Here is a 26,690-nt window from a genome sequence, read left to right as displayed (position 1 = left end):
ATATGAGTAACGTTCGCGTTTGTGTAGACGTTGTGGGCGGAGACGAGAAACCTCAGGTTGTTCTCGATGGTATCGAGGCTGCGCTTGCCGCCGATCCCGATATCGAGGTCTTGGCAGCTGGCCCCGCCGAAATCGTCAATCCCTTTGCAGCTTCCCATGCACGTGTTGAGGCCCTTGAGGCACCTGACGTTATCGCCATGGATGACGATCCCATTCGCGCCGTGATGACCAAGCGTAAGTCGTCGATCGTGCTTTCTTGCCGCGCCATTAAGAAGGGCAACGCGGATGCGTTCTTCTCCGCCGGCTCGACCGGTGCCATGACCGCCGCTGCCACCGCCTACGTGACGCCGTTTAGGTATCAGGCCGAAGGCAAGAAGCAGCCGGTGCGCCCCTGTCTGACCAATGCGCTGCCCAATCGCGCCGGCGGTCTGACGGTGCTGTGCGACATGGGTGCCAACCCCGATGTCGAGGTTGACGATATGGTGCGTTTTGCCCAGATGGGCAGCGCCTATGCCCGCGTCGTCCTGGGCATCGAGCATCCTCGCGTGGGCCTGCTTGCCAACGGCACCGAGGACGAGAAGGGTTCTAACTTTACCAAGGCCTGTTTCCCTGCTATGAAGGCCGCCGTTCCCGGCTTTGTTGGTAACTGCGAGGGCACCGACCTCACCTCAGGCAACTTCGATGTCGTCGTTGCCGATGGTATGTCGGGCAATATTGCGCTCAAGGCCACCGAGGGCGCTGCCAAGTTTTTGCTGCAGGAGCTCAAGGGTGTCTTTATGTCTTCGCTCGGCACCAAGATTGCCGCGCTGCTCATCAAAAAGCAGATGCGCGAGATTAAAGCCAAACTTTCGGGCGACGCCAAGGGCGGCGCGATTCTTTTGGGCCTGCGCGGCGTGGTCCTGATCGGCCATGGTGCCACCTCGGTCGAGGCTGTCAAAAACGGTACGCTCGCGGCGGCCGAAGCCGTGCGCGCCGGGCTGGTCGAGAATGTCGCCAACTCTATGGACGGTATCGTTTTATAAGAGCGAGTTAGAGCGCTGTTATGTGCTTCGCGGTGCACGTCGTGGGGTAGAATCAGAACCGTGTCTTGGTACCGCCCGGGCGGTACCATTCTTTTGGTATTCATGCACTATGAGAGGAAGCGCTATGGACCGCTCCGAAATCTTCGACAAGATCGCCGAGGTCGCTGCTGACGTTCTGGGCGTCGATGTTGCCGAAATTAGCGAGGAGACCACCTTTGACGACCTCGATGCCAACTCGCTCGAGCGCCTGCAGCTGGTTACGGCTATCGAGGACGAGTTCAACCTCGAGATCGATGACGAGACCCTGCTCTCGCTCAACTCTGTCGCCGACGCCGTCGACGCTATCGAAACTGCCAAGGAGGCCTAAGTCTTGGCTTTATCCGAACGACTTACGCGCGCCCAGGAAATCCTGGGCCACGAGTTCAACAATAAGGTGCTGCTGCGCGCGGCGCTTACGCATCCCTCGGCAGTCGAGGGCCAGCCGGTTTCTGCCAGCTATGAGCGCCTTGAGTTCTTGGGCGATTCCATTTTGGGCGCTGTGGTCGCACGCTCCCTGTTTGAGTCCTATCCGGAGTTTGACGAGGGCAAGCTCACGCGCCTGAAGGTGTCGCTTGTCTCGGGCGCTACGCTGTCCGAGGTTTCTCACGAGTTGGGCATCGACGACATCATCATCTTTGGTGCCTCCGAGACCGGTACCGGTGCGCGCGGCCTGCATTCGGCCCTCGAGAACGTTTATGAGTCGCTCGTGGGCGCGCTGTACCTGGATGCCGGCTGGGATGCCGCGGCAGAGTTCATTCACCGTACGCTTAAGCCGCATTTGGCTTCCGAGCGTGCCGAGCATCCTGCGAACCCCAAGTCGTTTTTGCAGGAGTGCGTGCAAGCCGACGGTCACGAGCCCCCGGCGTACAAGCTCGTTGGCTCCGAGGGCCCGGCGCATGCGCCCACCTTTACCGCCGTGGTGCTCATCGACGGTATTCGCCAAGGCCGCGGCTCCGGCTCCTCAAAGAAAGAAGCCGAGGGAGCCGCCGCGCTCGAAGCGCTCGACCGCATGGGCTACACCACCAACGGCGTGATTCTGAACAAGAAGCACGTGTAAGCGAGGAACCGTGTATCTCAAGTCCCTCACGCTCAAAGGGTTCAAGTCGTTTGCCGACCGCGCCCATATGACGTTTGAGCCGGGCCTGACCGTCATCGTCGGTCCCAACGGCTCGGGAAAATCGAACATCTCCGACTCCATCCTGTGGGTCCTGGGCGAGCAGAGCGCCAAGCAGCTGCGCGGCCAGGCCATGGAGGATGTCATCTTCTCGGGCTCGTCAGCGCGCAAGCCGGTGGGTGTCGCCGAGGTCACACTGGTGCTCGATAACTCGGACCATATGCTGCCCGTCGATTTTGACGAGGTCGCCATCACCCGTCGCATGTATCGCTCGGGCGAAAGCGAGTACCTCATCAACTCGAGTCCGTGCCGCCTGATGGACATTCAGGACATCCTGCACGATTCGGGCCTGGGCAAGGATACGCATTCCATCATCAGCCAGGGCAAGCTCGACGCCATTTTGCAGAGCCGCCCCGAGGAGCGCCGCGCCCTCATCGAGGAGGCCGCCGGCATCTCCAAGCACAAGCGCCGCAAGGAGCGTGCGCTCAAAAAGATTAAGTCGATGGACGATCACCTGACGCGTGCCCGCGACATCAATAAGGAAATCGCCCGTCAGCTGCGGCCGCTGGAGCGTCAGGTCGATCGCGCGCGCAAGTACAAAGAGCTGTCCTCGCGCGCGAACGAGCTTACGCAGATGCTGGCCGTCGACGAGCTGCGTTCGCTGCAATCGCAGTGGAACGACCTGGAGAGCCGCTCTAAGGAGGGCGCCGCCGAGCTGGAGCTCGCGCAGTACCGCTTGGGCGAAAAGGAGCGCGAGCTCGAGAAGCTTCAGGTCATGCTCGAGGAAAAGGGCCTGTTTGTGGGCGACTTAGGCGAGCAGCGCCGTCATATGCAAGATGTGGTCGGCCGCATTAACTCCGACATGCGCCTGCTCGAGGAAAAGGGCCACAACATGGTGTCGCGCCTGTCTGACATGCGCGGGCAGATTTCGAGCTCCGAGCATCAGCGTCGTCGCGTGGTCGAGGAGCTCGAGGACGCGCGTGCGCAGCTTGAGGAAGTGACCGGTGCGCACATGCAGGCCCAGGAGGACGTTGACGCCGCTGGTCCTGCTGCCGCTGAGCTCCACGAGCGGCGCGCGGCGCTCGACAATCAGATTTCGCAGCTTACGCGTGAGCAACGCGATGTGCAGCGCGTGGCCGACAACGCCGCGCTCGAGCTCGCCAAGGTGAAGGACTCGCTGAGCAACGCTGAGGTCGAGGACAACATGTATGTCTCGCGCCTGGAGCAGATTGACGAGCAGCTCGAGGAGGTCACGGCCTCGCTCGAGAGCCGTCGCAACCGCGCAGAGGAGCTTGAGGGTGCTCTTGAGGAAGCGCGCCAGGCCCAGGTCGATGCGCGTGAGGCCACCGAGGTCGCCCGTGCGGCGCTGAAGGACTTGCGTGCCCGCGAGAGCGAGGCGCGCAACAAGTTGTCTGAGGTGCGCTCGGAGCTTGCCAGCCAAAAGAAGCTTGATGCCCGCATGGCCGACAGCTCGCCGCTCGTGAGCCGTCTGGTGGGTGCGTTGGGCGATGATGTCTCGGGTCGTCTGGGCGACGTGCTCGAGGCCCCGCGCGAGCTTGAGGGCCTGGTGGAGCAGCTACTTGCCGGCGATATCGATGCCCTGTTGTTTGATGACGCCGCCGCGCTTGAGCGTGCCGGTCGTGCGGCTCTGGACCAAAAGAAGGCCTCAGGTGAGGCGCTGTTGGTGGCGTGCGGCGTGAGCGGCTCTGCTGCCTCCGAGGGCGCTGCCGGTTCGCGTCTGGTCGATCGCCTTTCCGTGCGTGCCGGTTATGGCCCGATTGTCGAGGCGCTGCTCGGTGGCTATTACGTGGTCGATGACTTGGCTGCCGCGCTGGCTGCGCCTGTCGTTGACGGTGTGACCTATGTGACCCCCGATGGCGCCCGCGTAAGCTGTGGCGGCCTTGTGCGCGTGGGCCTCGATGCCGGCGAGGCGTCGGGTGCCCTGGAGCGCAAGCGTCGCATTCGCGAGCTGGAGGGCTTGGAGCCCGATTTGGCTGCCGTGTTTGAGCATGTGTCGGATCAGGTCGTCGAGGCCAATGCGGCCGTCGAAGAGGCGCGTGCCGCTGAGGGCGATGCCGCCGGCGAGATCGCCCGTCTTGAGGGCGAGCGCCGCTCGTTGCTCTCCGAGATCGGCCGCTTGGAGCAAAGCGCCAACAATGCCGAGGTCGAGCGCGTGCGCATCTCCAAGCGCCGCGAGCAGGCCTCCGAAGCCGTTCGCGCTGCGCGCCCGCGCGTTGACGAGCTCACCCGTTCGCGTGACGAGGCCCGCGCGCAGACAAGCGATCTGGGCTTGCAGATTGCCGAGGCCAACGACGAACTCGATCGCGTTCGCCGTGACGATTCCGAGGCTGCCGGCAAGCTCGCCGACGCCAAGGTTCGCCTAGCCCAGACAAGCGAACGCCTGCGTTCGCTGAAGGGCCGCGTGCCCGATCTGGAGCATCGTCTTGAGGGCATCGACCGTCGTATCCGCGGAACACGCCAGGCTTCGCGCTCGCTCGAGTTGCTGCGCCTGCGCGTCGACCCCATGCACGAGCGCTATTCGGCCTTGCTGGAGCGAGCGTCGGATTGGGCAGCGCGCCTGCGTGATCAGGCCTCTCTGGAGGAGGCGGACTCCGCTTCGCTCAAGAAGACCATCGAGGATGCCAAGGCAGAGGTTGCCCGCGCTAAGGAGCGGGTTGATGCCGCCACGGCGACGCAAAATGAGTTCAAGGTTGCGCGCGGCAAGCTCGAGGTGCAGGTCGAGGCGGCCATTAAGGCCATTACCGCCGATGGCACCACGGTGCTCGAGGAAGCGCTCATGCTTCCTGCTCCCACCGACCGCGACGCCGCCGAGCGCGAGCTCAACCAGCTCGTGTGTCAGATCAACAATCTGGGCCCCGTGAACCAGGTTGCCATGGAGGAATACGAGCAGCTCAAGCGCCGCGCCGATTACATCGAGGAGCAGCTGGCCGATCTGGAGAGCGCGCGCAAGGCGCTCACCAAGATCACGGTGGCCATCGACCGTAAGATGCGCAAGGCGTTTCTGGTGACGTTTGAGAAGGTCGATGCGAACTTCCGCGAGATCTTCGCCATGCTCTTCCCGGGCGGTCAGGCTCATCTGGAGATGACCGATCCCGAGCATCCGGCCGAGACGGGCATTGAGGTCGTGGCGCAGCCGCGCGGCAAGCGCATCACCAAGATGATGCTCATGTCGGGTGGCGAGAAGAGTCTGACGGCGCTCGCCCTGCTCTTTGCTGTGTACCGTACGCGCACGGTGCCGTTCTATGTGCTGGACGAGGTTGAGGCGGCGCTTGATGACGCCAACCTGTCCAAGCTCATCGGAGCCCTCGATGTGCTGCGTTCCGATACACAGCTCTTGGTCATTTCGCATCAGCGCCGTACTATGGAGGACGCTGACGTTCTCTATGGCGTCTCGATGCAAGCCGACGGCGTCAGCCGCGTCGTCTCGCAAAAACTCGATCGCGAAACCGGAAAGGTCGTGAATGCATAATGGGATTCTTTGACGCTCTCTCGCGCGGACTTGAGCGCAGCCGCGAGGCCCTCAACGAGGTCTTCTACTTTGGCGGCGAGGTCGACGAGGATTTTTGGGAGGACCTTGAGGACACCCTCGTCATGGGTGACATGGGCGCCGAGGTCGCCATAAAGGTCTCCGATGACCTGCGTGATGCCGCGGCTAAGAAGAACCTCAAGACCGCCCCGCAACTCCGTCGCGCCCTGGCCGAGCAGCTTGAGCAGCACTTTGTGCCCATCGAGCGCGATCCGTTCTCCGATACGCCGAGCTGCGTGCTGTTTGTGGGCATTAACGGTGCCGGCAAGACCACGACGGTCGGTAAGATCGCGAGCGCCATGGCCGCCCGCGGCAAGAACGTCGTGATCGGTTCGGCCGACACCTTCCGCGCCGCCGCCATCGAGCAGCTTGATGTGTGGGGTCAGCGTGCCGGCGTACCGGTTATCAAGCGTGACCGCGGCTCCGATCCGGCAAGCGTGTGCTATGACGTGCTCGACGAGGCCGATAAGCGCGGCAGCGACCTGGTGCTCATCGATACCGCCGGTCGTCTGCACACGAGCCCCGAGCTCATGCGCGAGCTTGCCAAGGTGGTCAATGTGACCCGTAAGCGCGCCGCCAATATGGCCGCCGGCCCCATGCCCGTCTATGTCGTGCTCGTGATCGATGCCGCAACGGGCCAAAACGGTCTGAACCAGGCGCTCGAGTTTAACGAGGCGCTTGGCCTGGACGGTATTATCATGACAAAGCTCGACGGCACGGCAAAGGGCGGTATCGCCATGGCCGTGGCCGAGAAGCTCAAGCTTCCCATCCTGCGCATCGGCGTGGGCGAGCAGGTCGATGACCTGCAGGAGTTTAATGCCAAAGATTTCTGCCGCGCCCTGGTGGGCGAGTCCAACTAAGGAGTGACTAGTGTTTGATTCTCTGAGCGATCGCCTCAACGACACATTTGACCGCCTGCGCGGCAAGGGTAAACTGACCGAGGCCGATATCACCTCTGCCATGCGCGACATTCGCATGGCGTTGCTCGAGGCCGACGTCAACTTTAAGGTCGTCAAGGAGTTTGTCGCCAAGACCAAGGAGCGCTGCATGACCGCCGAGGTCATGGAGTCGCTGTCGCCGGCGCAAAACGTCGTCAAGATCGTGCTCGATGAGCTCACTGAGATGCTCGGTTCCACCGAGAGCAAGCTCGTCTTTAGCAACCGTATCCCCAACGTCATCATGCTGGTGGGTCTGCAGGGCTCCGGTAAGACCACGGCTGCCGTAAAGCTAGCCTACCTGCTCAAGAAGCAGGGCCGCTCGCCGTTGCTCGCCGCGTGCGACGTCTACCGTCCCGCAGCTGCCGACCAGCTGGCCACGCTCGGTGGAGAGATCGGCGTTCCGGTCTTCCGCGGTGACGGCGCGCACCCGGTCGATATCGCCAAGGGTGCCATCCAGGAGGCCGTCGACCACCTGCGCGATGTGGTCATCGTCGATACCGCCGGTCGTCTGCAGATCGACGAGCAGATGATGCAGGAGGCCGTGGATATCAAGAAGGCCGTCAAGCCCGATCAGGTGCTGATGGTCGTCGATGCCATGACCGGCCAGGATATCGTCAACGTCGTCTCGACCTTTGCCGAGCGCACCGACTTTGACGGCGTGATCATCTCCAAGCTCGACGGTGACGCCCGTGGCGGCGGCGCGCTTTCCGTGCGCCAGGTGACCGGCAAGCCCATCAAGTTCGTGAGCATGGGCGAGAAGCCCGATTCGCTTGAGCCGTTCTACCCCGACCGCATGGCCAAGCGCATTTTAGGCATGGGCGATGTTGTCGGCATCATCGAGAAGGCCCAGGAGTCGGCCGACGCCGAGCAGCTCGAGGCTGCCGAGCGCATGCTGCGCGAGGGCTTCACCATGAACGACATGCTCGACCAGATGAAGGCCGTCAAGAAGATGGGCGGCATGAAGGGCATCCTGGGCATGCTCCCCGGCGGCCAGCGTGCGCTCAACCAGATGGGTGGCAACCTGGACGAGGGCATCTTCGATAAGAACGAGGCCATTATCATGTCGATGACCAAGGAGGAGCGTCTGCGTCCCTCCATCATTAATGGCCAGCGCCGTGCCCGCATTGCCAAGGGCGCCGGCGTGACCCCCACCGAGGTCAATAGCCTTATGAAGCAGTGGGGCGAGATGAACAAGATGATGGGCCGCATGCGCACGATGGCCAATCAGGCACAGGCCGGCGGCAAGAAGGGCAAAAAGGGTAAGAAGGGCAAGAAGATGCGCATGCCCAATATCCCTGGCCTGGACGCTATGGGTCTGGGCGGCATGGGCGGCCTGGGTACGGGCGGTCCCAAGTCCGATATGGAGCTGCTGCGCCAGATGGAAGCGCAGATGCGTAATAAGAAATAGGGTTGTAATTCAAGCTTGATATGGCAAAGGCCACTCGGAAGCTACCGGGTGGCCTTTGTTGTTGGCTTTGATTGTGGGGTTGCGTTTAGCGTCGCGCCCCGAGCTCGCGGTGCCGTGCCGTTAGTGGCAGCCGCAGCCTTCGTGGCCCTCGTGCTCGTGATGGCCGTGGCAGCTGCAGGACTCGCCATGTTCGTGGGCGTGGTCGTGGGCGTGGTCGTGGCCGTGGCAGCCGCACGTGGCCTCGCCGTTCTGTGCGAGCGTGCCGGCGATAAGTGCCTCGACGCAAGTGTCGCAGTTGCCCTGGGCACCTGCGTATACCGTGATGCCGGCTTGTGCAAGCGCGTTGATAGCGCCACCGCCGATACCGCCGCAGATGAGCGCGTCCACGCCGCCGTTGGCGAGCAGACCCGCCAGGGCGCCGTGACCGGTGCCACCGGTGCCCACGACCTGCTCGTTGAGCACCTTGCCGTCCTCAATGTCGTAGATCTTGAACTGCTCGCTGCGGCCAAAGTGCATAAAGATGTTGCCGTTGTCGTACGTGGTTGCCACCCTCATGGTGTCGACCTCCTTTGCTGGCCATGCGGCCGTTGTCGTGGTGATGGGGGAGTACGCGATGTTTCCGCCTTCGATGACGATCGCCCGTCCATTGACCAGCGCGTTTGCCACCTTGCGATGCGCGCGGCTGCAGATTGCCGCCACCGTGGCGCGGGCAATGCCCATGCACTGGGCGACTTCCTCCTGATTGAGGCCTTCCAGGTCGCATAGGCGCAGGACCTCGAGCTCGTCGACTGTCATATCGATAGCGTCTCCGCTCGCCAGGCCATCGGGGGTAAAACCGCGATATTCGGGGATGATCCCAACACGGCGCAATTTTTCGCGTCTTCCTGCCATGCGCACTCCTTATCTGACATATGTCAACAATAGAATATCGAACGTGCGGATTTGCGCAAGGAATTTCTGTCATATGTCAGAAAATGAGGGCTTATGTTTGGGCTGTGGGGCCGCGTGCGCCTGGGCTACAATGAATCTCGCTTATAGGCGACTGACAGGAGGGTCAATGAGCAAGGCTGATCAACAGTTTGTAGCCATGTGCCGCGATATCTTGGACCATGGCACCACGACCGAGGGCCAAAAGGTCCGCCCGGTGTGGGAGGACGGCACCCCTGCCTATACCATTAAAAACTTTGGTGTCACGGCGCGCTACGACCTGCGCGAGGAGTTCCCGGCGCTCACGTTGCGCCGTACGGCGCTCAAGTCTGCCATGGACGAGATCCTGTGGATCTATCAGAAGAAGTCCAATAACGTGCATGACCTCAACAGCCATATTTGGGATGAGTGGGCCGACGAGACCGGCTCTATCGGCAAGGCCTACGGCTACCAGATTGGGCAGAAGAGCCATTATGCCGAGGGCGACTTCGATCAGATGGACCGCGTGCTGTACGACCTTAAGCACACGCCGTACAGCCGCCGCATTATGACGAACACCTATGTGTTTAGCGATCTGTCCGAGATGCACCTGTATCCGTGCGCCTACAGCGTGACGTATAACGTGACGCAGCGCCCGCAGGATGACAAACCGACGCTCAACATGATTCTCAACCAGCGTAGCCAGGACATTTTAGCCGCGAACAACTGGAATGTGTGCCAGTATGCCATTCTGCTGATGATGGTTGCGCAGTCGGTCGATATGATTCCCGGCGAGTTGCTGCACGTGATCGCCGATGCCCATATTTACGACCGTCATGTCGATATCGTCCGCGAGCTTATCGAGCGCCCGCAGTTTGCGGCTCCCAAGGTAACGCTCAACCCCGATGTGCATGATTTCTACGCGTTTACGACCGATGATCTGATTGTTGAGGGCTATGAGCACGGCCCGCAGGTCAAGAACATCCCCATTGCGGTGTAGGTGACGCGCATGACGTGTAAGCTTTCTGCCATTGTCGCTGTGTGCGATGACTGGGGCATTGGCTGCGAGGGTGACATGGTCGTGTCCAATCGCTCCGATATGCGCCATTTTGTAGCGTGCACCAAAGGTTGCCCGGTCATTATGGGACGCAAGACACTTCTGAGTTTTCCCGGCGGACGACCGCTCAAGAATCGCCGCAATATCGTGCTCACCCGCGACGAGAGCTTTGCTGCCGAGGGTGTCGACGTGGTGCATAGCGTCGACGAGGCCTTGGCCGCCGTGGCCGATGAGCCCATTGCGTGGGTGATTGGCGGCGGCGAGGTGTATCGACAGTTCTTGCCGTATTGCGTCGAGGCCGAGGTTACGCATAACCATTGCGTGCATGACGTGGATACGTACTTTCCCGATCTGGATGCCGATCCCGCGTGGGAGATTGCGAGGCGTGGCGGTGTTGCCACGATTGCCGCGGGCGAGGGTGACGAGGGTCTCGATTATGAGTTCGTGACGTATCGTCGCGTTGAGGCGTAAACCCGATTATCCCTTCGGTATTATCGGGTTGAAATGAGTGGCGGGGCAGCGCATGGCGTTGCCCCGATATTTGTATAGGTGCTGTAAAGAAGGGTGCGGGCTGGCTGCTATGACTGATGCCGTTGAGGTGCTGCGAATCGATTCGCTCGAGGACGAGCGGCTCGATGCCTACGTGCGACTGACCGAGCGTGAGCTTCGCTGCGTGCTGGAGCCGCAGAAGGGCATTTTTATCGCCGAGAGTGCCAAGGTCATCGAGCGCGCAGTGCGCGCCGGATACGAGCCGGTGAGCTTTCTTTTGGGCGAACGCTGGCTCGACCAGATGATGCCGCTGTTTGAGCGCCTGGCGGTACGCGAAGGTGCGGGCCCGGTTCCCGTGTTCGTGGCCTCGATGGAGCTTATGGAGCAGCTGACGGGCTTTAACGTGACGCGCGGTGCGCTCGCGGCGTTCCGTCGCCCGCGTCAGATTCCGGTAGCCGAGTTCTTGGGCGGCGTCGTCGAGGCGGCGGGGGAGCGCCCGGTGCGCGTGTGCGTGCTCGAGGGCATTGTCGACCACACCAACGTCGGCGCGATTTTCCGCTCGGCGGCTGCGCTGAACGTCGATGGCATTTTGGTGAGTCCTACGTGCTGTGACCCGCTGTATCGTCGCTCGGCCCGCGTGAGCATGGGTACGGTGTTCCAGGTGCCCTGGACGCGCATTGGCAGCGAGGCGCGCGTATGGCCGCATGATGGGCTGGCGGCGTTACACGATGCCGGGTTTTCGTGTGCCGCCATGGCGTTGACGGATGATTCGGTGTCGTTGGACGATCCCGCGCTGCAGGAGATTGACCGCCTGGCAATCTTTATGGGCACCGAGGGTGCTGGCTTAGGCGCCAAGACCATTGCTGGCTGCGACCGAGCCGTGCGCATTCCGATGGCGCACGGGGTTGATTCGCTCAACGTGGCCGCGGCGAGTGCCGTCGCCTTTTGGCAGCTGTGCCCGCACGTGAGCAACGAGTATCACTACCAGCCGGGGCTGTATCACTAGGCAGATATTTCGCACCGGGCTCTGGTTTGGGGCGTTTCGGCCGATATCGGTCGGTGCTAAGCTGGTATTGGCTTTGGTCTTAAATTGCCGTTTTGTTGTATGACGTACGCTAGTGGGGAGGGCGTGTGGCTAAGAAATCTACGGCTATCGATGTAACGCAGGGTGTTATTTGGCAGCAGCTGCTTTCTCTGTGCGTTCCCATCTTTTTTAGTTCGTTTTTTCAGCAGGCCTACACGCTTATCGGTACCTATATCGTCGGTCAGTTTGGCGGCAAGCTCGCGTTGGGCGGCATCCAGGCCACAATGGTGCTCACCGAGCTCTGCATTGGCTTTTGCGTTGGCGTCGGCGCCGGCTGCGCGGTCATTACGGGCCAGTTTTTTGGTCAGCACGATGACGGGCGCCTGAGCCGATCGGTCCATACGGCCATGACGCTCGCGCTGGTGGGCGGTATCGTTTTCTCGATTCTTGGCATAGTGTTCGTTGAGCCCATGCTGGTGCTTATGAACACGCCGCATGAATTATTGGCCGAGGGCGTGGCCTATGCCCGTTGCTATTTTGCCGCCATGGTTGCGGCGCTGCTGCTCAATATGGGAACGGCATTGCTGCGCGCCGTGGGCGACACGCGCGGGCCTGCTGTGATCATCGCTTCCGGTTGCCTTGTTAATGCGGTGCTGGATGTCATCTTCGTTGCCGTGCTTCATATGGAGGCTCTGGGCTGCGGCATCGCGGTGGCGCTGACCATTTGCTCCAACGCCGCGATGATCGTGATTCGTATGATGCACGCACCGGGTGCGTGGCGGCTTTCACTGTCCAAGCTCGGTATTGATCCTGACATTTGTAAGAGCATGATCTCATGTGGTCTGCCGCTTGGCTTTCAGTCTGCTGCGTATTCGATTTCCAACGTTTTGATTCAGGTGTCGGTCAACTCGTTTGGCGCCGATGTCACCACGGCTTGGGGTCTTTCGGGCCGCCTGGATGGCATTGTCTGGATGGTTACCGAGGCGCTTGGCGTGTCGATCACCACGTTCTCGGCACAGAACTTTGGCGCGCGCAACTACGAGCGCATGCGCAAGGGCTACCATACGTCGCTCGTGCTGTCGTTTATGCTCATTGGTGGCCTGTCTGCCGTGCTGCTGGTGTTCTCCGGTCCGTTGTCACGTCTGTTTGTGGACGATGCTTCGATTTCGGCGTACACCACGACCATCCTCCATTTTATCGCGCCGTTCTACGCGATTTTCTCGATTATCGAGAACGCGTCGGGATCCATTCGCGGCGCCGGCGTGAGCTTGCAGCCCATGCTGCTCACGATTTTTGGCACCGTCGTGCTCAGGGTGATCTGGGTATTTGCGATTATGCCGTTCGATCCGTCGCTTGAGCACCTGCTGCTGGTCTACCCCGTAACCTGGCTCATCACCGCCATAATGTTCACCATCTACCACCACAGCGGCAACTGGCTAGGTCGCGCCACCGCCTAGTCATTGGGGACGTTCTTGAATGACTAGTCGTTGGGGACGTTCTTAAACGACTAGTCGTTGGGGACACTCTTTGCGCCACGATTTTCTGGTTTTCATCCAGGTTGTCTTGCATGCCCTTGTAAACTGTCAGCATGGGCTTAGCAAATTGGATCGTCCGCGCCTATCAGATGTTGCCCGGTAGGTTTGTGATGGGAGGGCGATATGCCAAGAACGGGTAGAGTCGTTTCGTTAACAGGCTATAATCATATAATCGCACGCGGTAATGGCGGCATCTGCATCTTCGAAGACGATGAGGATCGCTATCGGATGCTCACGCTGTTCGAGGATAAGCTTGTTGGGAATGGTATCGGCGTTACTGCGTGGTGCCTCATGTCGAACCATTTTCATCTCATGGTTGATGACCCTAACGGAAGAATCTCATCTTGCATGAGCGGCATCCTTACCTCATATGCTAAGTATTTCAATCGCAAAACTGATCGTGTCGGGCATTTGTTTCAGGATCGGTTTAAGAACATTCCAGTTGAGAACGATATCCAGGCAATTGCGCTCGCTGATTACATCCATATGAATCCCGTTAAGGCGGGTGTTTCGACTGTCGATAATTATCGCTGGTCCAGCTATCGAGCATATGCGTATGGTTATGATGGGTTTAGGTTTTGCGATCCTGGCATTGTGCTGGACCTCGTGGGCGGATCGCTAGAATATCGGCATTATCTTGATGAGCGACTAGAGAGCGCGCCTTATGATGCCGAGCCCCGTCCTCGTGTTCTCGACGATGATGTGCTTAAAATCGCGAAGGAGATTGCTTTGCCTGTTTCTCTTTCCGACATTAAGGCGATGACTCCAGCCGAGCGTAGGCCGATTCTTTGTAAAATGCGGAAATCAGGCCTTACGGTTAATCAAATTGTGAGGGCGGTTGGTCTTGGCCGCGCAACGGTTGCGAATGGCACGTCGGGTTGGCGTGAGTTTTAGGGCCCTGATTTTGCTCTTTCCCAAGAAAGAGTGTCCCCAACGACTAGACATTCAAGAACGTCCCCAACGACTAGTCGTTTAAGAACGTCCCCAATGGCTAGTATTCGATGCCTTGGCGGGCTAGGAGTCCTTCGTCGAAGTAGTGTTTGATGGGGCGCATTTCGGTGACAAGGTCGGCGAGGTTCGCGAGGGGGCAGCAAGCCCCGGCCGGTTAGCACGAGCTCCGTGGTGGCGGGCTTTATCGCGATCAGCGCTTCGACATCCTCGCGCGTCACGAAGCCGCGGCGCATGGCCTCGCCGAGTTCATCCAAAATCAGAACGTCGACCTGTGATATCTGCTCGCGCGCCAGCTCCATGATCTGTGCGGCACAGGCTTCGGGTGTGTCTCGGTCGGCTTGTACGATGCGTAGCCCCAATCGAGATGCTGCGTCATGTTCGGCGCAGTGCAGCTTCTTGGCAAACTGAAGCATGAGCACGTTAAGTCCATAGCCCGTGGCACGCAGCGCGAGCCCCAGCGCAGCCGTCGTCTTGCCCTTGCCGTCGCCCGTATAGATTTGAACCTTGCCGACTTCCAGTGATGCCATCTCTGTCTTTTCGTGCCCGGCGTCGGTTTATCGCCGTCCGGGTTGGGTATTCTAGAAAACATTATTAACCCCAGTAGATGGAGTTCAAGCAGATGGAGATGGATGACAACAAGCGTAGACGGAATATGATCCTCTACGTGCTCATCGCCTTCGTCGTCTACCTCGTGCTCTCGACCGTTCTGTTCCCCAACATCGGTCACACGCAGCAGATTACGAAGACCGATTACTCGACGTTTGTCAAAGCGCTCGATAAGAAGAGTGTCGACAAGGTCGAGTACAACACGGACGATTACTCGATTTATTACACCAAGAAGGGCGAGGACGAGAACATCGCCTATAAGACGACCGGTGTGCCGAACGATGCGGGCTTTACCGATCGCGTGCTTGAGTCTGGCGCTTCGCTGGAGTCGGTCGTTCCCGATAAAAACTCGGGTTTGATGACCTACTACCTGCTTACGCTCATCCTTCCCATGGCGATTTTCTTCCTGATCGGCTGGTGGCTCAACCGCCGCATGAAGAAGGCCATGGGTGATGACGGTCCTTCGATGAACTTTGGCGGCGGTGGCTTTGGCGGCGGTGGACTGGGCAAGTCCGGCGCGCGCGTGATCGCCTCCAAGGACGTGGGCGTGACCTTTAAGGATGTCGCCGGCCAGGAAGAGGCCAAGGAGTCCCTCAAGGAGGTCGTCGACTTTCTGGAGAAGCCCCAGCGCTACGAGGAGATTGGCGCCAAGCTGCCGCGCGGTGCTCTCCTTGTTGGCCCTCCGGGTACCGGTAAGACCCTGCTAGCCAAGGCTGTTGCCGGCGAGGCTGGTGTTCCGTTCTTTAGCATTTCGGGTTCTGAGTTCGTCGAGATGTTCGTCGGCCGTGGCGCCGCCAAGGTGCGCGACCTGTTTAAGCAGGCCAAGGAAAAGGCCCCGTGCATTGTGTTTATCGACGAGATCGATACCATCGGCAAAAAGCGTGACGGCGGCGGCTTTAGCGGCAACGACGAGCGCGAGCAGACGCTCAATCAGTTGCTGACCGAGATGGATGGCTTCGATAACCACAAGGGTATCGTTGTCCTCGCCGCCACCAACCGTCCCGACAGCCTCGATCCGGCCCTGCTGCGCCCCGGTCGTTTTGACCGCCGCATCCCCGTTGAGCTGCCCGATCTGACCGGCCGCAAGAACATCCTCGAGCTGCATGCCAAGAGCGTGAAGACGCAGCCGCCGATCGACCTGACCGCGATTGCCCGCGCCACGCCCGGTGCCTCGGGCGCTGACCTGGCCAATATCATCAACGAGGGCGCCCTGCGTGCCGTCCGTGAGGGCCGCAAGCGCGCTACGCAGGACGATTTTGAGGAGTCGGTGGAGGTCGTCATCGCCGGCCAGCAGCGTAAGTCCACGGTGCTGTCCGACCACGAGAAGCAGGTTGTTTCTTACCACGAGATCGGCCATGCCATCGTTGCCGCCCGCCAGAAGGGCTCTGCACCGGTCACGAAGATCACCATCGTGCCGCGCACGAGCGGTGCTCTGGGCTACACCATGCAGGTCGAGGAGGATGAGCGCTTCCTGACAACGCGCCAGGAGGTCCTGGACAAGCTCGCCGTCTATTGCGGTGGACGTGCCGCCGAGGAGCTCATCTTTGGCGAGATGACGACCGGCGCCGCCAACGATATCGAGCAGGCCACCAAGCTCGCCCGTAACATGGTGACGCGCTTTGGTATGTCCGATGAGTTTGGCATGATGGCACTCGGTACCGTTCAGAATGCGTACCTTAACCAGGACACGTCGCTCACCTGCGCCCCCGGTACGGCCGAGCGCGTGGACGCGATTGTCGCCAAGCTGATCGAGGATGCGCACGACCGCGCCCTGCAGATCCTGAAGGAGAACAAGTTCAAGCTCCACGAGCTGGCTCGTTATCTGTACAAGAAGGAGACGATCACGGGCGAGGAGTTCATGAATCTCCTCACGCGCGAGAATCCGCTGATGCCAAAGCAGCAGTAATACTGGTTGCGCAGTGTCAATCGCCCCATTTGAGTGTTTATCTCAAATGGGGCGTTTTGCGTGGGGAGAGTTGTATATGAAGATCGTGGTAAGTGCCTGCTTGATGGGCGAGAGCTGCAAGTATAACGGGCTCGACAACTACCACCGCGCGTTGGTCGAGGCCTGCGAACGTACGGGGACCGAGGTTCTCTTGGTGTGCCCTGAGGTCTTTGGCGGCCTGCCCACACCGCGCAAGCCGTCCGAGATCGTGGACGGCGAGGTCCGTACCTGCGAGGGCATCTCGGTCGATCGCGAGTTTCGCCTAGGCGCTCAACGTGCGCTCGATATGTGCGAGCAAGCGGGCGGTCCGGAAGAGATCGCCGCGTGCATCCTGCAGGACCGCAGCCCCTCGTGTGGCGTAGATCGCATCTACGACGGAATGTTCAGCGGTACGCTCACCGTGGGCAACGTTGTCTTCGTTGATTTACTGCTCCGCCACGGTTATCGCGTGATCCCGGTTAGTGAGTTCGACTCCAGCATGCTGGAGCAATAAAAAAACCACCACAAGGGCACTGCTCCCTTGTGGTGGTTTTGGGCTAGGCCTAGAGCGTGTGGCCGTAGGCGTTGGCGGCCTTGATGGCGGCGGCGAACTTTTCGTCGGTGAAGGGCTCAGGGTTGCCCTGCTTCCACTCGTTGGTGGCGTGCGCGTGCTCGCACAGGGCAGGGATATCGGCCTCGGAAAGCCCGACCTGCTCAAGCGTCACGGGCAGCCCCATCTGCTTGTTAAAGGCGGCGTAGCGCTCAAGGTTCTCGGTATCGCCCGTGTAGGCGAACAGCACCAGCACGCCCAGGCTCACGACCTCACCGTGCAGGTAGGATCCCTCACGCGGAATACTGCAGGTGGCGTTGTAGAATGCGTGCGCCACGCTCGAGTTGTAGTAGTAATCGTTCTGGTTGGTCAGGTTCGAGACATAGCCCGTGTTGACCACGATGTCGAGCGCAATCTGCTTGACGGCTTCGCTCGACAGGTTCTTGCGTACGTCCTCAAGACCCTGGACGCCATAAGTAAACAGCGGCTCGGAGCAGGTGTGGGCGAGTGCCAGGCCAAGACCGGCGGTGTGCTCCAAGTTGCCGGCGCTCGTGGCGTACTCGACCTCGGGCTGCTTGGACAGGGCATCGCCCACGCCGGCCCAGAAGTACTCCGCCGGAGCCTCGGCGATGATCTTGGGATTGATGAAGATGTGCGCCGGTCGGTTGGGGTACGAATAGCCCTCGAGTGATCCATCGTCGTTGTAGACAACGGCAATGGCGGTCGCGGCGGAGCAGTTGGAGCAGATCGTCGGCACGGTAAAGACGATCTTCTTGAGCTCGATGGCCGCCGTCTTCACGGTGTCGAGCGCCTTGCCGCCGCCGCAGGCGATGAGCACGTCGGCTTCCTGGCAGGCAGGGGAGTTCACGACTTTGGCGATATTGGCACGCGTACTGTTGGTGCCATAGACGCGCGTCTCCAGAACCTCGACATCGGTACCTTCAAGAGCCGCCTCGATGCCCGGCAGCGCTGCAGCCAGGGCTCGCTTGCCGCCAATGATGGCGACCTTGGTCGCTCCGTACTCTGTCAGTGCGGCGGGCAGCTCGGTAAAACAATCCTCGCCAACGGTGTAGTCGCTCATTCCGATCGTGCGCATAGCAACCTTCTTTCGTTCGATAAAGTTCTTACAGGTATTTTGCTCCAGGAGAAGGTCCACGGCCGCAAGAAATTTCGAACGTATAAAACCAGTGTTGAGGGTTTTTCGCTGGCGCGGAACGTGCTAGCATACTCCGCATAAGCGTTGATGGGGACGAGTAGTCGGCCGTCCGCATGCTACAGAGAGCGGGGAGCGCTGAGAACCCGTGCATGCGACCGATGAAAATCACCCCGGAGCTGCGGTCCCAACGGACGTGCCGCGCAGGTTCGTCTTAGTAGACATCGCCGAGATGGTCGTCGATACAGGCCAGCCGAGTAACGGATGCGAGCGCGCGAATACGCGGGCGAGGGCATCTAAGCTGGGTGGTTAAGCGAAGAGCTTTTGCGGGCGTGCAGCCCGTTTTGTGGCGCTTCGTCCCAGCTTGCAGGGACGGGCGCTTTTTTCTGGTGCCCAACGGGCGTGCGCGCCCACGACATGAAAGGGGTACCGTGGCAAACGAGTATAAGCAGACGATGAATCTGCCCAAGACCGGTTTTCCCATGCGTGCCGGTCTTTCCAAGTCCGAGCCCAAGCGACTTAAGGACTGGCAGGACAACAAGGTCTACGAGCAGGTTCTGAAGAAGAACGAGGGTCACAAGAAGTTCGTGCTGCACGACGGTCCTCCGTACGCCAACGGCCCGATCCACATCGGCCATGCCATGAACAAGATCTCCAAGGACATGATCAACCGCTACTGGATGATGCAGGGCTATGAGGTTCCCTATGTCCCCGGTTGGGACTGCCATGGCCAGCCGATCGAGCATAAGGTCGAGGAGAAGCTCGGCACCGAGAAGTTCAACAAGACCTCCACGGCCAAGATCCGCGAGCTTTGCAACGAGTTCGCTGTCGAGAACATCGAGCTGCAGAAGGCGGGCTTCCGTCGCCTGGGCGTGCTCGGCGACTGGGACAACCCCTATCTGACGCTCTATCACCAGCATGATGCCGCCGACATCGAGGTCTTCAAGGCCATGTTCGATAAGGGCATGATCTATCGCGGCCACAAGCCCGTCCACTGGTGCAAGCACTGCCACACCGCACTCGCCGAGGCAGAGATCGAGTACTCCGACGAGACGAGCCCGTCCATCTTCGTACGCTTTGAGATGACCTCCAAGCCCGCCGGCCTCGAGAACTTCGACGGCCCGGTTGACTTTATCATCTGGACGACCACGCCGTGGACCATCCCTTCCGACCAGGCCGTTTCCCTCAAGCCCGGCGCCGCCTATGTCGCCGTTGAGCACGATGGCCGTGCCGAGGTCATGCTTGAGGACCTGGCTCCCAAGTGCTGCGAGGAGTTTGGTTGGGAGTACACCCCGGTCATGGTCGACGGTAAGCCCTATGCGGTTCCCGCCGAGATCTTCCACCACATCCACTACAAGCAGCCGATCTTTGACGGTGTTGAGGGCGTGGCGCTGCTGGCCGATTACGTCGGTGTCGATGACGGTACCGGTATCGTCCACAACTCGCCCGGCCACGGCGTCGACGACTACTTTGCCTGCCTAAAGGAGGGCATCACCGACATCTGCATGCCGGTCGATGACGACGGCAAGTTCTACACCGGCGAGGAGTTTGGTACCGGCGGCCCCTTCAGCGGCATGGATACCGACGAGGCCAACCCGCATATCATCGAGTTCCTGCGCGAGCGCGGCACCCTGGTCCTCGAGAAGAAGATCACGCACAGCTATCCGCACTGCTGGCGCTGCAAGCACCCGGTGCTCTTCCGTGCTACCGACCAGTGGTTCGTCTCGATGGACAAGACGGGTCTGCGTGAGCAGGCTGGCAAGGAGGTCCGCGAGAACGTCAAGTGGTATCCGGCCCATGCCGCCAACCGCATTGGCGCCATGGTCGAGCAACGTCCCGACTGGTGCATCAGCCGCCAGCGCAACTGGGGCGTGCCTATCCCCAGCTACACGTGCGCCGACTGCGGCGAGAAGGTCATGAACGACGTTACGCTCGACGCCGTCATCAAGCTCTTCCACGAGAAGGGCTCCGACGCTTGGTTCACCGACGCTCCCGAGAGCTACCTGGGCGAGGCCTGCGTCTGCCCCAAGTGCGGCGGCCATCACCTCAAGGCCGATAAGGACATTCTCGACGTGTGGTGGGATTCCGGCGTCTCCTGGAAGGCCGTCTGCGAGTATCGCCCTGAGCTTGAGTACCCGGCGGATGTGTACCTCGAGGGCTCCGACCAGCATCGTGGTTGGTTCCAGAGCTCGCTGCTCACCTCGGTGGGTGCCAACGGCCACGCCCCGTACAAGGCAGTCGTCTCGCAGGGCTTCACCCTCGACGGCCAGGGCCGCAAGATGTCCAAGTCGCTCGGCAACGTCATCGACCCCAACAAGGTCTGCGACGAGATGGGCGCCGACATCATCCGTCTGTGGGTTGCGTCTGTCGATACCAGCTCCGACGTTTCCATCGACCATGAGATCCTTGCCCGTACGTCCGATGCCTACCGTCGTTTCCGCAACACGCTGCGCTTTCTGCTCTCCGAGCTTGAGGGTCAGTTTGAACCCGAGACCGACGGCGTCGCCTTTGCTGACTTACTGCCGCTCGACAAGCTCATGGTTGCCCGTATGACCCAGGTCCAGGCCGAGGTCGACGACGCCTACGCCAGCTATGAGTTCCCGCGCGCCTACCGTGCGCTCTACGACTTCGTGGTGACCGAGCTTTCCAACGTGTACCTTGACGCCCTGAAGGACCGTCTGTACTGCGACAAGCCCGGCTCGCTCGAGCGCCGCAGCGCGCAGACCGTGCTGGCCGAGCTCTTCTCGATGCTCATGCGCGATCTGCAGCCGATCCTGTCCTACACGGTCGATGAGGCCATGGCCTATGCGCCCGCCGGCTGCGTCGATCACCAGAAGTACGCCGCGCTGCTCGATTGGTACAAGTCGCCCATCACGGTCGACGAGGCCAATGAGTTCGAGGGTGTGCTCGAGGCTTCCCTCGAGCTCCGTAGCGCCGTGACCAAAGCCCTTGAGGATGCCCGTTCTGCCGGCACCTTCACCAAGAGCCAGCAGGTTCGCGTCAAGGCGGTCGTTCCCGCCGAGATGTACGCGCTGCTGACCGGCGACAAGGCCGTCGACCTGGCCGAGTTCTACATCGTCTCCGATGTTGAGCTGACCCAGGGCGAGGAGCTCTCCGTTGCCATCGAGGCTGCCGAGGGCGAGTGCTGCGACCGTTGCTGGAACTACCGCACCACCGTCGGCGAGTACAACGGCCACGCGCATATTTGCAAGCGCTGCGCCGACGCTTTGTAGGTTACGGCGTTCCTAGAACGCCGTAACCTACCGACGCTGCAAACGCCCCTAAGCGGCAATCTGACGTTCAATCGTCGGTCGCGTACCAAAGTACGCTTCCCTCCTCTTTCACGTCACCTTGCTCGCTTAGAGGCGTTTTCGCTGTTGGCGACGGTAATGCGGCGTTTCTATTGTTTAGTTGTTGGGGACGTTCTTAAATGACTAGTCAAACAAGAACGTCCCCAATGACCACCTGTGTCACATTCAAGCGGCATTCTGTTTTTCGGAATGCCGCTTTCCTTTTTAGCTGGTTATTTCGATTGCGTTGGTGGATATGTCGTGCGTTCTGCGTATGGCAATATAAAATAGTTCTTCGCATTAAACGTAATTCGATGATCTTGAGGGTAGGGGATTGATTTGGGTCGTGCTGGGGATATGACGCCGCCTTTGCGTTGGCGGTTGGGTGTTGCTGGTGGGGTAGCGCTCGTTGTGCTGCTTGTTGACCAGCTGACCAAGCTTGCGGTTCGTGCCGTGGGCGAAGCTTTGCATGTGACTGTCATCCCCGGTGTCATCGACTTTATGTTTGTCCGCAATATCGGTGCTGCCTTTAGTATGGGCGAGGGGCATGGCATTGCGTTTGCCGTGCTGGCGTTGGCGGTCATTATCGCTATTGCCGTGTACCTCGTTCGTGCGCCCCAGCTCGCCCATCTTGAGGTTGTGGGCATGGCAATGGTTGCGGGCGGTGCTATCGGCAACGCTATCGATCGTTTGGTCTTTGGCTTCGTGACCGATTTTATAGCCACCACGTTCATCGACTTTCCCGTCTTTAACGTGGCCGATATCGGCATTACGGTCGGTGTGGTACTGGCACTCATCGGGTACATGTTCTTGAGTCCCGCTGCTCGCGAGGTCGATGCGACCGCCGAGCTCAACGCCCGTGACGAAGCCCGCGCCAAACGCAAAGCCAAACAGCGTGGGGAGCGTGCCCGCAAGATTCGCGAAAGGAATGAGCGTTAATGGCCGACATCCATATTCTTGTTGCCGACGATTGCTCTGGCCAGCGTCTTGACGCCTATTTGGGCGCCAACGATGGCTGTCCCACGCGCTCTGCCTGCGCGCATCTGATCGAGGGAGGCGCCGTTGCCGTCAACGGTGAGACTTGTCTCTCTAAAAAGTACGCCGTACGCGCCGGCGATCGCATCTCGGTCGACTTGCCCGAGCCGCACGACCCGACCGACGTGATTCCCGAGGCCATTCCCCTCGATATCCGCTACGAGGACGACTACCTTATCGTGCTCTCCAAGCAGCGGGGCCTGGTGTGCCATCCCGCCCATGGCCACGAGAGCGGCACCCTTGCGAACGCTCTGGTCTATCACTGCGGTATCGACCATCTGGGCACCGTGCAGGGCGAGGATCGCCCCGGTATCGTGCATCGTTTGGATCGCGATACCTCGGGTCTCATGCTTGCGGCAAAGGACGACGACACCCAGCGCGCGCTCCAAAATCTTATCCGTACGCGCACACTCGACCGCCGCTATATCACGCTTGTCCACGGGCACATCGCCATGGACGAGGGAACCATTAACACCGGTATTGCCCGATCGACGCGCGACCGTGTCAAGATGGCGGTTTCTGACGATCCTTTCGCGCGCCAGGCCATTACGACCTTTAAGGTCCTCGAGCGCTTCGATTCCATGCGTTTTGACGACGGCTATACGCTCGTCGAGTGCCACCTGTTTACGGGCCGCACACATCAGATTCGCGTGCATATGCGCCATATCAACCACGCCTGCGTGGGCGATCAACTCTACGGCAAGTGCGATGCACGCGCCGATCAGGGCCTGACCAGGCAGTTCCTGCATTCTTGGCGCGTGGCGTTCGACCATCCTGTGACGGGGGAGCGCATTGAGTGCCGCGACGAGTTGCCGTGGGATCTCGCTGCGGTTCTCGACGATCTGGCTCCGCGCTCGCTCGGTCGCACGGCCGCTGGAGATGAAATCGTTCCGCAGCTCGGTCTTCTCGAAGCCTAGCCAGTATTAGGTGGTTTCTTGAACTCGGTAAGCCTGCGGTAAGATATACGATTGTTTACGTAACGCGTTCTCGGGAGCCTACATGCTCGCCTTTTTACAAACCAACACACCCATCGTGATCTTCAATCAAATTGTCGTCACGCTGCTCACGGTCTGCTTTCTGTACCAGGTGGTCTTCTTTGTCATTGGCGCTCTTCGTGGCGAGGTCGCACCTCCCAAGGCCAAAAAACTCCATCGTTATGCCTTCTTTATCGCGGCGCATAACGAGGAGGCCGTGATCACCAACCTCGTTCGCTCCATCAAGGATCAGGATTATCCGTCCGAGCTTATCGAAGTCTTCGTGGTCGCCGATGCCTGCACCGATAATACGGCGCAGCTCGCGCGCGAGGCGGGCGCCGTCGTTTTTGAACGCAACGACCTGGCCCGCAAGGGTAAGAGCTGGGTCATGGACTTTGGTTTTGACCGCATCCTTAACGAGTATCCCGACACGTTTGAGGGTTACTTTATTTTCGACGCCGATAACGTTATCTCCCGCGATTACGTCTCCAAGATGAACGATGCCTTTGACCAGGGATTCCATGTGGTCACGAGCTATCGCAACTCTAAGAACTTCGGCAGCTCGTGGATCTCGGCAGCTAATGCCACCTGGTATCTGCGCGAGGCGCGCTTTCTCAACAACGCGCGTAACATCTGCAAGACGTCTTGCGCCGTCTCGGGTTCGGGCTACCTCATCTCCGCAAGCGTGATCGAGGGCATGCACGGTTGGCAGTTCCACACGCTGACCGAGGACATTCAGTTCACTACGTTCTGCGCTATTCACGGTATTCGCATTGGCTATGCGCCGGCGGAGTTCTTTGACGAGCAACCCGTGACGTTCAAGGCATCCTGGAAGCAGCGTATGCGCTGGACCAAGGGCTTTTACCAGGTGTTCTTTACCTACGGCAAGCATCTGGTCAAGTCGACGTTCCGCTATCATCGCTTTGCCGCCTACGACATGTTCATGACGATCGCCCCGGGTATGCTGCTATCGCTGATCTCGATGCTCGCTAATGCTACGTTCTTGATTGTGGGTGGCCTTTCGCATGGTTTCTTGGCTACCGAAGTCGAGATGCAGGCGTGTGCCGCTTCGCTCATTATGACCTTCGCCATGATGTATCAGACCTTCTTTATCCTGGCGCTGCTCACGACTATCTTTGAGTACAAGCACATTCACTGCGCGCAAAAGTGGCGTCTGGTGACTAACCTGTTTACCTTCCCGATCTTTATGTTCAGCTATATCCCCATCACGGTGGCCGCGCTGTTCCTGAAGGTCGACTGGGTTCCTACCCAGCATGCCGTAAACGTCACCCTCGACGAGGTCATGCAAGGCGCCAAATAACCACCACCAAAACCACCGCAAAGGGGACAGGCACCTTTGTGGTGGTTTTTGCTTTTGCGATGCAGCTCGAGGAGGTACTCGATGTTTTATATCCCGTTTTGGATTTGCATCTTTGCCGGCGCGGCGATTGATGCCCGTGAGCGACGCTTTCCCAATGAGCTTGCCGGCGTGTGTGCGGTGGCGGCGTTGGCAGGCGTCTGGCTCGACAAGGGTGTTACCACGGCGCTTGACCACGCCGGTCTTGCGGTCATCGTCTACCTTGCCCTTGTGCTTACTGAGTCGCTCTGGCGGCGCCTTCGCCAAGCCCCGGGGATTGGCATGGGGGACGCCAAAGCACTCTTCGCGCTTTGCACGCTTGACCCTATGGGCGGCATCGTGGCATTTGCCGTCTCGCTCCTGGTCCTGGCCCTCTCCTGCCTCTTCATAAAATCGCGTTCCCTGCCATTGCTCCCGTTTTTAGTGCCGATTTTTGCCATAATCGAGGTCGTGGGCTGCACTTTGTAACCGATTGCGCATCCTTCTTAAGGAGCATGCCATGGCATCTAATCAAGAAACGGCCGTCATTAAGGCGCGCATGGACCGTATCCCCTCGGCGTTGTCGCCCGAACTTGTCGAACGCATTGCCGCCGATCGTGCTTCGGGCTATGTCAACTCGTATCGTTGCAACGACGATCAGGCTATTCGTCGTATTGATCGCGCCGCCGACAAAGGCACGCTTATGCGTCCGGCGTTTATGCGCGATACCGAAAAGATACTTCATCTTCCGGCGTATACCCGTTATGCAGGTAAAACGCAGGTCTTTAGCTTCCGTAGCAATGACGATCTGTCACGCCGCGGTTTGCACGTGCAGCTTGTCTCGCGCATTGCGCGCGATATCGGTCGCGCCCTGGGGCTCAATTGCGATCTGATCGAGGCGATTGGCCTGGGCCACGACTTGGGACACACGCCTTTCGGCCATGCCGGCGAGCGCTTCCTCAACGATATCTATCACGAGCGTACGGGGCGTTATTTTTTCCATAACGTGCAGTCGGTCCGCGTGCTCGACGCGTTGTATGGCCGCAACGTGTCGCTCCAGACGCTCGACGGCGTGCTATGCCATAACGGCGAGTACGAGCAGCGTGTGTTTGAGCTCTCGGAGATGAGCTCCTTTGACCAGTTTGACCAGACGGTTGAGGATTGCATTGCCACGGGCTATAGCGCAATTGAGCATCTGCGTCCCATGACGCTCGAGGGCTGCATCGTTCGCATTTCGGATATTCTTGCCTACGTCGGTCGTGACCGTCAGGATGCGATCGCGGCGGGCCTGCTTTCGCCCGACGCTTTTGATGATGGCCGGGGCGGTGCCTACAACAGTTGGATCCTCACGCATGCCTCCATCGATATCGTTGAGCACAGCTATGGTAAGCCGCGCATCGAGATGAGCGAGGACCTGTTTGAGGAAATCCGCCGAGCTAAGCGCGAGAACTACGAGAAGATCTATAGCAAGGGCGGTATCGAAGGCGATTCCGAGGCGGAGCTGCGCGAGGCGTTCGTAAAGCTCTACGACCGTTGCCTGCGGGATCTAAACAGTGGCGACGAGTCCTCTTACATCTTTAAGCACCATATTTCGCGCATTGAGCAGCAGCTTTCCTACTATGATCGCACCTATGCCTGGCAGGACGACAAGGATCAAGCCGTGGTGGATTATATCGCGAGTATGACGGACGGTTATTTCTGCGAGCTGACGAGCAAGCTGTTCCCTGGTCTGAAGTTTCCGCACCGTACCTATATTAACGAACGGTAGTTCGTATTAATTCGGTATACTGTT

General features: G+C 59.8%; 22 protein-coding genes. 19 read left to right on the top strand and 3 right to left on the bottom strand.

Annotated features, from left to right (window positions below; all coding sequences use genetic code 11):
* The first annotated feature begins 2 nt into the window (after positions 1–2).
* From plsX to ffh, 6 genes are all read left to right on the top strand, one after another.
* Positions 3–1,022: a phosphate acyltransferase PlsX gene (gene plsX / locus GDJ93_RS05775; RefSeq protein WP_152068080.1), complete on the top strand. Its 1,020-nt coding sequence runs from the start codon at positions 3–5 to the stop codon at positions 1,020–1,022.
* A 124-nt stretch (positions 1,023–1,146) separates the two neighbouring features.
* Complete coding sequence (locus GDJ93_RS05770; protein WP_152068079.1) at positions 1,147–1,389, top strand: acyl carrier protein; 243 nt, start codon at positions 1,147–1,149, stop codon at positions 1,387–1,389.
* A 3-nt stretch (positions 1,390–1,392) separates the two neighbouring features.
* Positions 1,393–2,118, top strand: coding sequence for a ribonuclease III (gene rnc / locus GDJ93_RS05765; protein ID WP_117716046.1), 726 nt, complete (start codon positions 1,393–1,395; stop codon positions 2,116–2,118).
* Positions 2,119–2,128: 10 nt separating this feature from the next.
* Positions 2,129–5,665: a chromosome segregation protein SMC gene (gene smc, locus GDJ93_RS05760; protein WP_152068078.1), complete on the top strand. Its 3,537-nt coding sequence runs from the start codon at positions 2,129–2,131 to the stop codon at positions 5,663–5,665.
* The gene (ftsY, locus tag GDJ93_RS05755) at positions 5,665–6,582 is read left to right on the top strand and encodes a signal recognition particle-docking protein FtsY (protein ID WP_152068077.1); all 918 of its coding nucleotides are present in this window, start codon (positions 5,665–5,667) and stop codon (positions 6,580–6,582) included. Before smc ends, ftsY begins: the two co-directional genes overlap by 1 nt.
* A gap of 10 nt (positions 6,583–6,592) precedes the next feature.
* The gene (gene ffh, locus GDJ93_RS05750) at positions 6,593–8,068 is read left to right on the top strand and encodes a signal recognition particle protein (RefSeq protein ID WP_152068076.1); all 1,476 of its coding nucleotides are present in this window, start codon (positions 6,593–6,595) and stop codon (positions 8,066–8,068) included.
* Positions 8,069–8,188: 120 nt separating this feature from the next.
* Here ffh and GDJ93_RS05745 read toward each other — a convergent pair whose 3' ends face one another.
* Positions 8,189–8,959, bottom strand: a complete 771-nt coding sequence (locus GDJ93_RS05745; RefSeq protein ID WP_152068075.1) for a DUF134 domain-containing protein — start codon at positions 8,957–8,959, stop codon at positions 8,189–8,191.
* 166 nt (positions 8,960–9,125) lie between these two features.
* Here GDJ93_RS05745 and thyA point away from each other — a divergent pair, with 166 nt between their 5' ends.
* The 5 genes from thyA to GDJ93_RS05720 all read left to right on the top strand — a co-directional run bounded on the left by thyA (position 9,126) and on the right by GDJ93_RS05720 (position 13,973).
* On the top strand, positions 9,126–9,974 hold the full coding sequence (thyA, locus tag GDJ93_RS05740; protein WP_006234017.1) for a thymidylate synthase: 849 nt from the start codon (positions 9,126–9,128) through the stop codon (positions 9,972–9,974).
* Between the two features lie 9 nt (positions 9,975–9,983).
* Positions 9,984–10,502: a dihydrofolate reductase gene (locus GDJ93_RS05735; RefSeq protein WP_152068074.1), complete on the top strand. Its 519-nt coding sequence runs from the start codon at positions 9,984–9,986 to the stop codon at positions 10,500–10,502.
* A gap of 109 nt (positions 10,503–10,611) precedes the next feature.
* Positions 10,612–11,526 carry a TrmH family RNA methyltransferase gene (locus GDJ93_RS05730; protein ID WP_152068073.1) on the top strand — a complete coding sequence of 305 codons (915 nt, stop codon included), beginning with the start codon at positions 10,612–10,614 and terminating at the stop codon, positions 11,524–11,526.
* A 125-nt stretch (positions 11,527–11,651) separates the two neighbouring features.
* Positions 11,652–13,001, top strand: coding sequence for an MATE family efflux transporter (locus tag GDJ93_RS05725; protein ID WP_152068072.1), 1,350 nt, complete (start codon positions 11,652–11,654; stop codon positions 12,999–13,001).
* Between the two features lie 201 nt (positions 13,002–13,202).
* Complete coding sequence (locus tag GDJ93_RS05720; protein ID WP_152068071.1) at positions 13,203–13,973, top strand: transposase; 771 nt, start codon at positions 13,203–13,205, stop codon at positions 13,971–13,973.
* Here the strand turns inward: GDJ93_RS05720 and GDJ93_RS10370 are convergent.
* Complete coding sequence (locus GDJ93_RS10370; RefSeq protein ID WP_442339729.1) at positions 13,970–14,557, bottom strand: cob(I)yrinic acid a,c-diamide adenosyltransferase; 588 nt, start codon at positions 14,555–14,557, stop codon at positions 13,970–13,972. The genes GDJ93_RS05720 and GDJ93_RS10370 overlap by 4 nt on opposite strands.
* Before the next feature lie 92 nt (positions 14,558–14,649).
* Here GDJ93_RS10370 and ftsH point away from each other — a divergent pair, with 92 nt between their 5' ends.
* Together ftsH and GDJ93_RS05705 are read left to right on the top strand one after the other, a co-directional pair.
* The gene (gene ftsH, locus GDJ93_RS05710; protein WP_172544932.1) at positions 14,650–16,542 is read left to right on the top strand and encodes an ATP-dependent zinc metalloprotease FtsH; all 1,893 of its coding nucleotides are present in this window, start codon (positions 14,650–14,652) and stop codon (positions 16,540–16,542) included.
* A gap of 76 nt (positions 16,543–16,618) precedes the next feature.
* Entirely contained in the window at positions 16,619–17,074 is a 456-nt protein-coding gene (locus GDJ93_RS05705; protein ID WP_152068070.1) for a 2-thiouracil desulfurase family protein, read from the top strand.
* 49 nt (positions 17,075–17,123) lie between these two features.
* On the opposite strand, the gene GDJ93_RS05700 is transcribed toward GDJ93_RS05705, so the two are convergent.
* Positions 17,124–18,206, bottom strand: a complete 1,083-nt coding sequence (locus tag GDJ93_RS05700) for an iron-containing alcohol dehydrogenase family protein (protein WP_152068069.1) — start codon at positions 18,204–18,206, stop codon at positions 17,124–17,126.
* A 488-nt stretch (positions 18,207–18,694) separates the two neighbouring features.
* Here GDJ93_RS05700 and ileS point away from each other — a divergent pair, with 488 nt between their 5' ends.
* The 6 genes from ileS (at position 18,695) to GDJ93_RS05670 (ending at position 26,666) form a co-directional block, all read left to right on the top strand.
* Positions 18,695–21,496, top strand: coding sequence for an isoleucine--tRNA ligase (ileS, locus tag GDJ93_RS05695; RefSeq protein WP_152068068.1), 2,802 nt, complete (start codon positions 18,695–18,697; stop codon positions 21,494–21,496).
* 468 nt (positions 21,497–21,964) lie between these two features.
* Positions 21,965–22,492 carry a signal peptidase II gene (lspA, locus tag GDJ93_RS05690; RefSeq protein WP_264297882.1) on the top strand — a complete coding sequence of 176 codons (528 nt, stop codon included), beginning with the start codon at positions 21,965–21,967 and terminating at the stop codon, positions 22,490–22,492.
* Positions 22,492–23,505, top strand: a complete 1,014-nt coding sequence (locus GDJ93_RS05685; protein WP_152068067.1) for an RluA family pseudouridine synthase — start codon at positions 22,492–22,494, stop codon at positions 23,503–23,505. The genes lspA and GDJ93_RS05685 overlap by 1 nt, the downstream gene beginning before the upstream one ends.
* Positions 23,506–23,587: 82 nt before the next feature.
* Entirely contained in the window at positions 23,588–24,883 is a 1,296-nt protein-coding gene (locus tag GDJ93_RS05680) for a glycosyltransferase family 2 protein (protein ID WP_152068066.1), read from the top strand.
* An 81-nt stretch (positions 24,884–24,964) separates the two neighbouring features.
* Positions 24,965–25,387 (top strand): prepilin peptidase, encoded by a 423-nt coding sequence (locus GDJ93_RS05675; RefSeq protein ID WP_152068065.1) that lies wholly within the window; start codon positions 24,965–24,967, stop codon positions 25,385–25,387.
* A 31-nt stretch (positions 25,388–25,418) separates the two neighbouring features.
* Positions 25,419–26,666, top strand: coding sequence for a deoxyguanosinetriphosphate triphosphohydrolase family protein (locus GDJ93_RS05670; protein WP_152068064.1), 1,248 nt, complete (start codon positions 25,419–25,421; stop codon positions 26,664–26,666).
* Positions 26,667–26,690 lie beyond the last annotated feature (24 nt).

The sequence above is a fragment of the Collinsella aerofaciens genome (assembly GCF_902501475.1).
Taxonomy (GTDB): domain Bacteria; phylum Actinomycetota; class Coriobacteriia; order Coriobacteriales; family Coriobacteriaceae; genus Collinsella; species Collinsella aerofaciens_AL.
The sequence above is the reverse complement of the archived record's forward strand: the minus strand, read 5'-3'. Positions and strand labels throughout refer to the sequence as shown.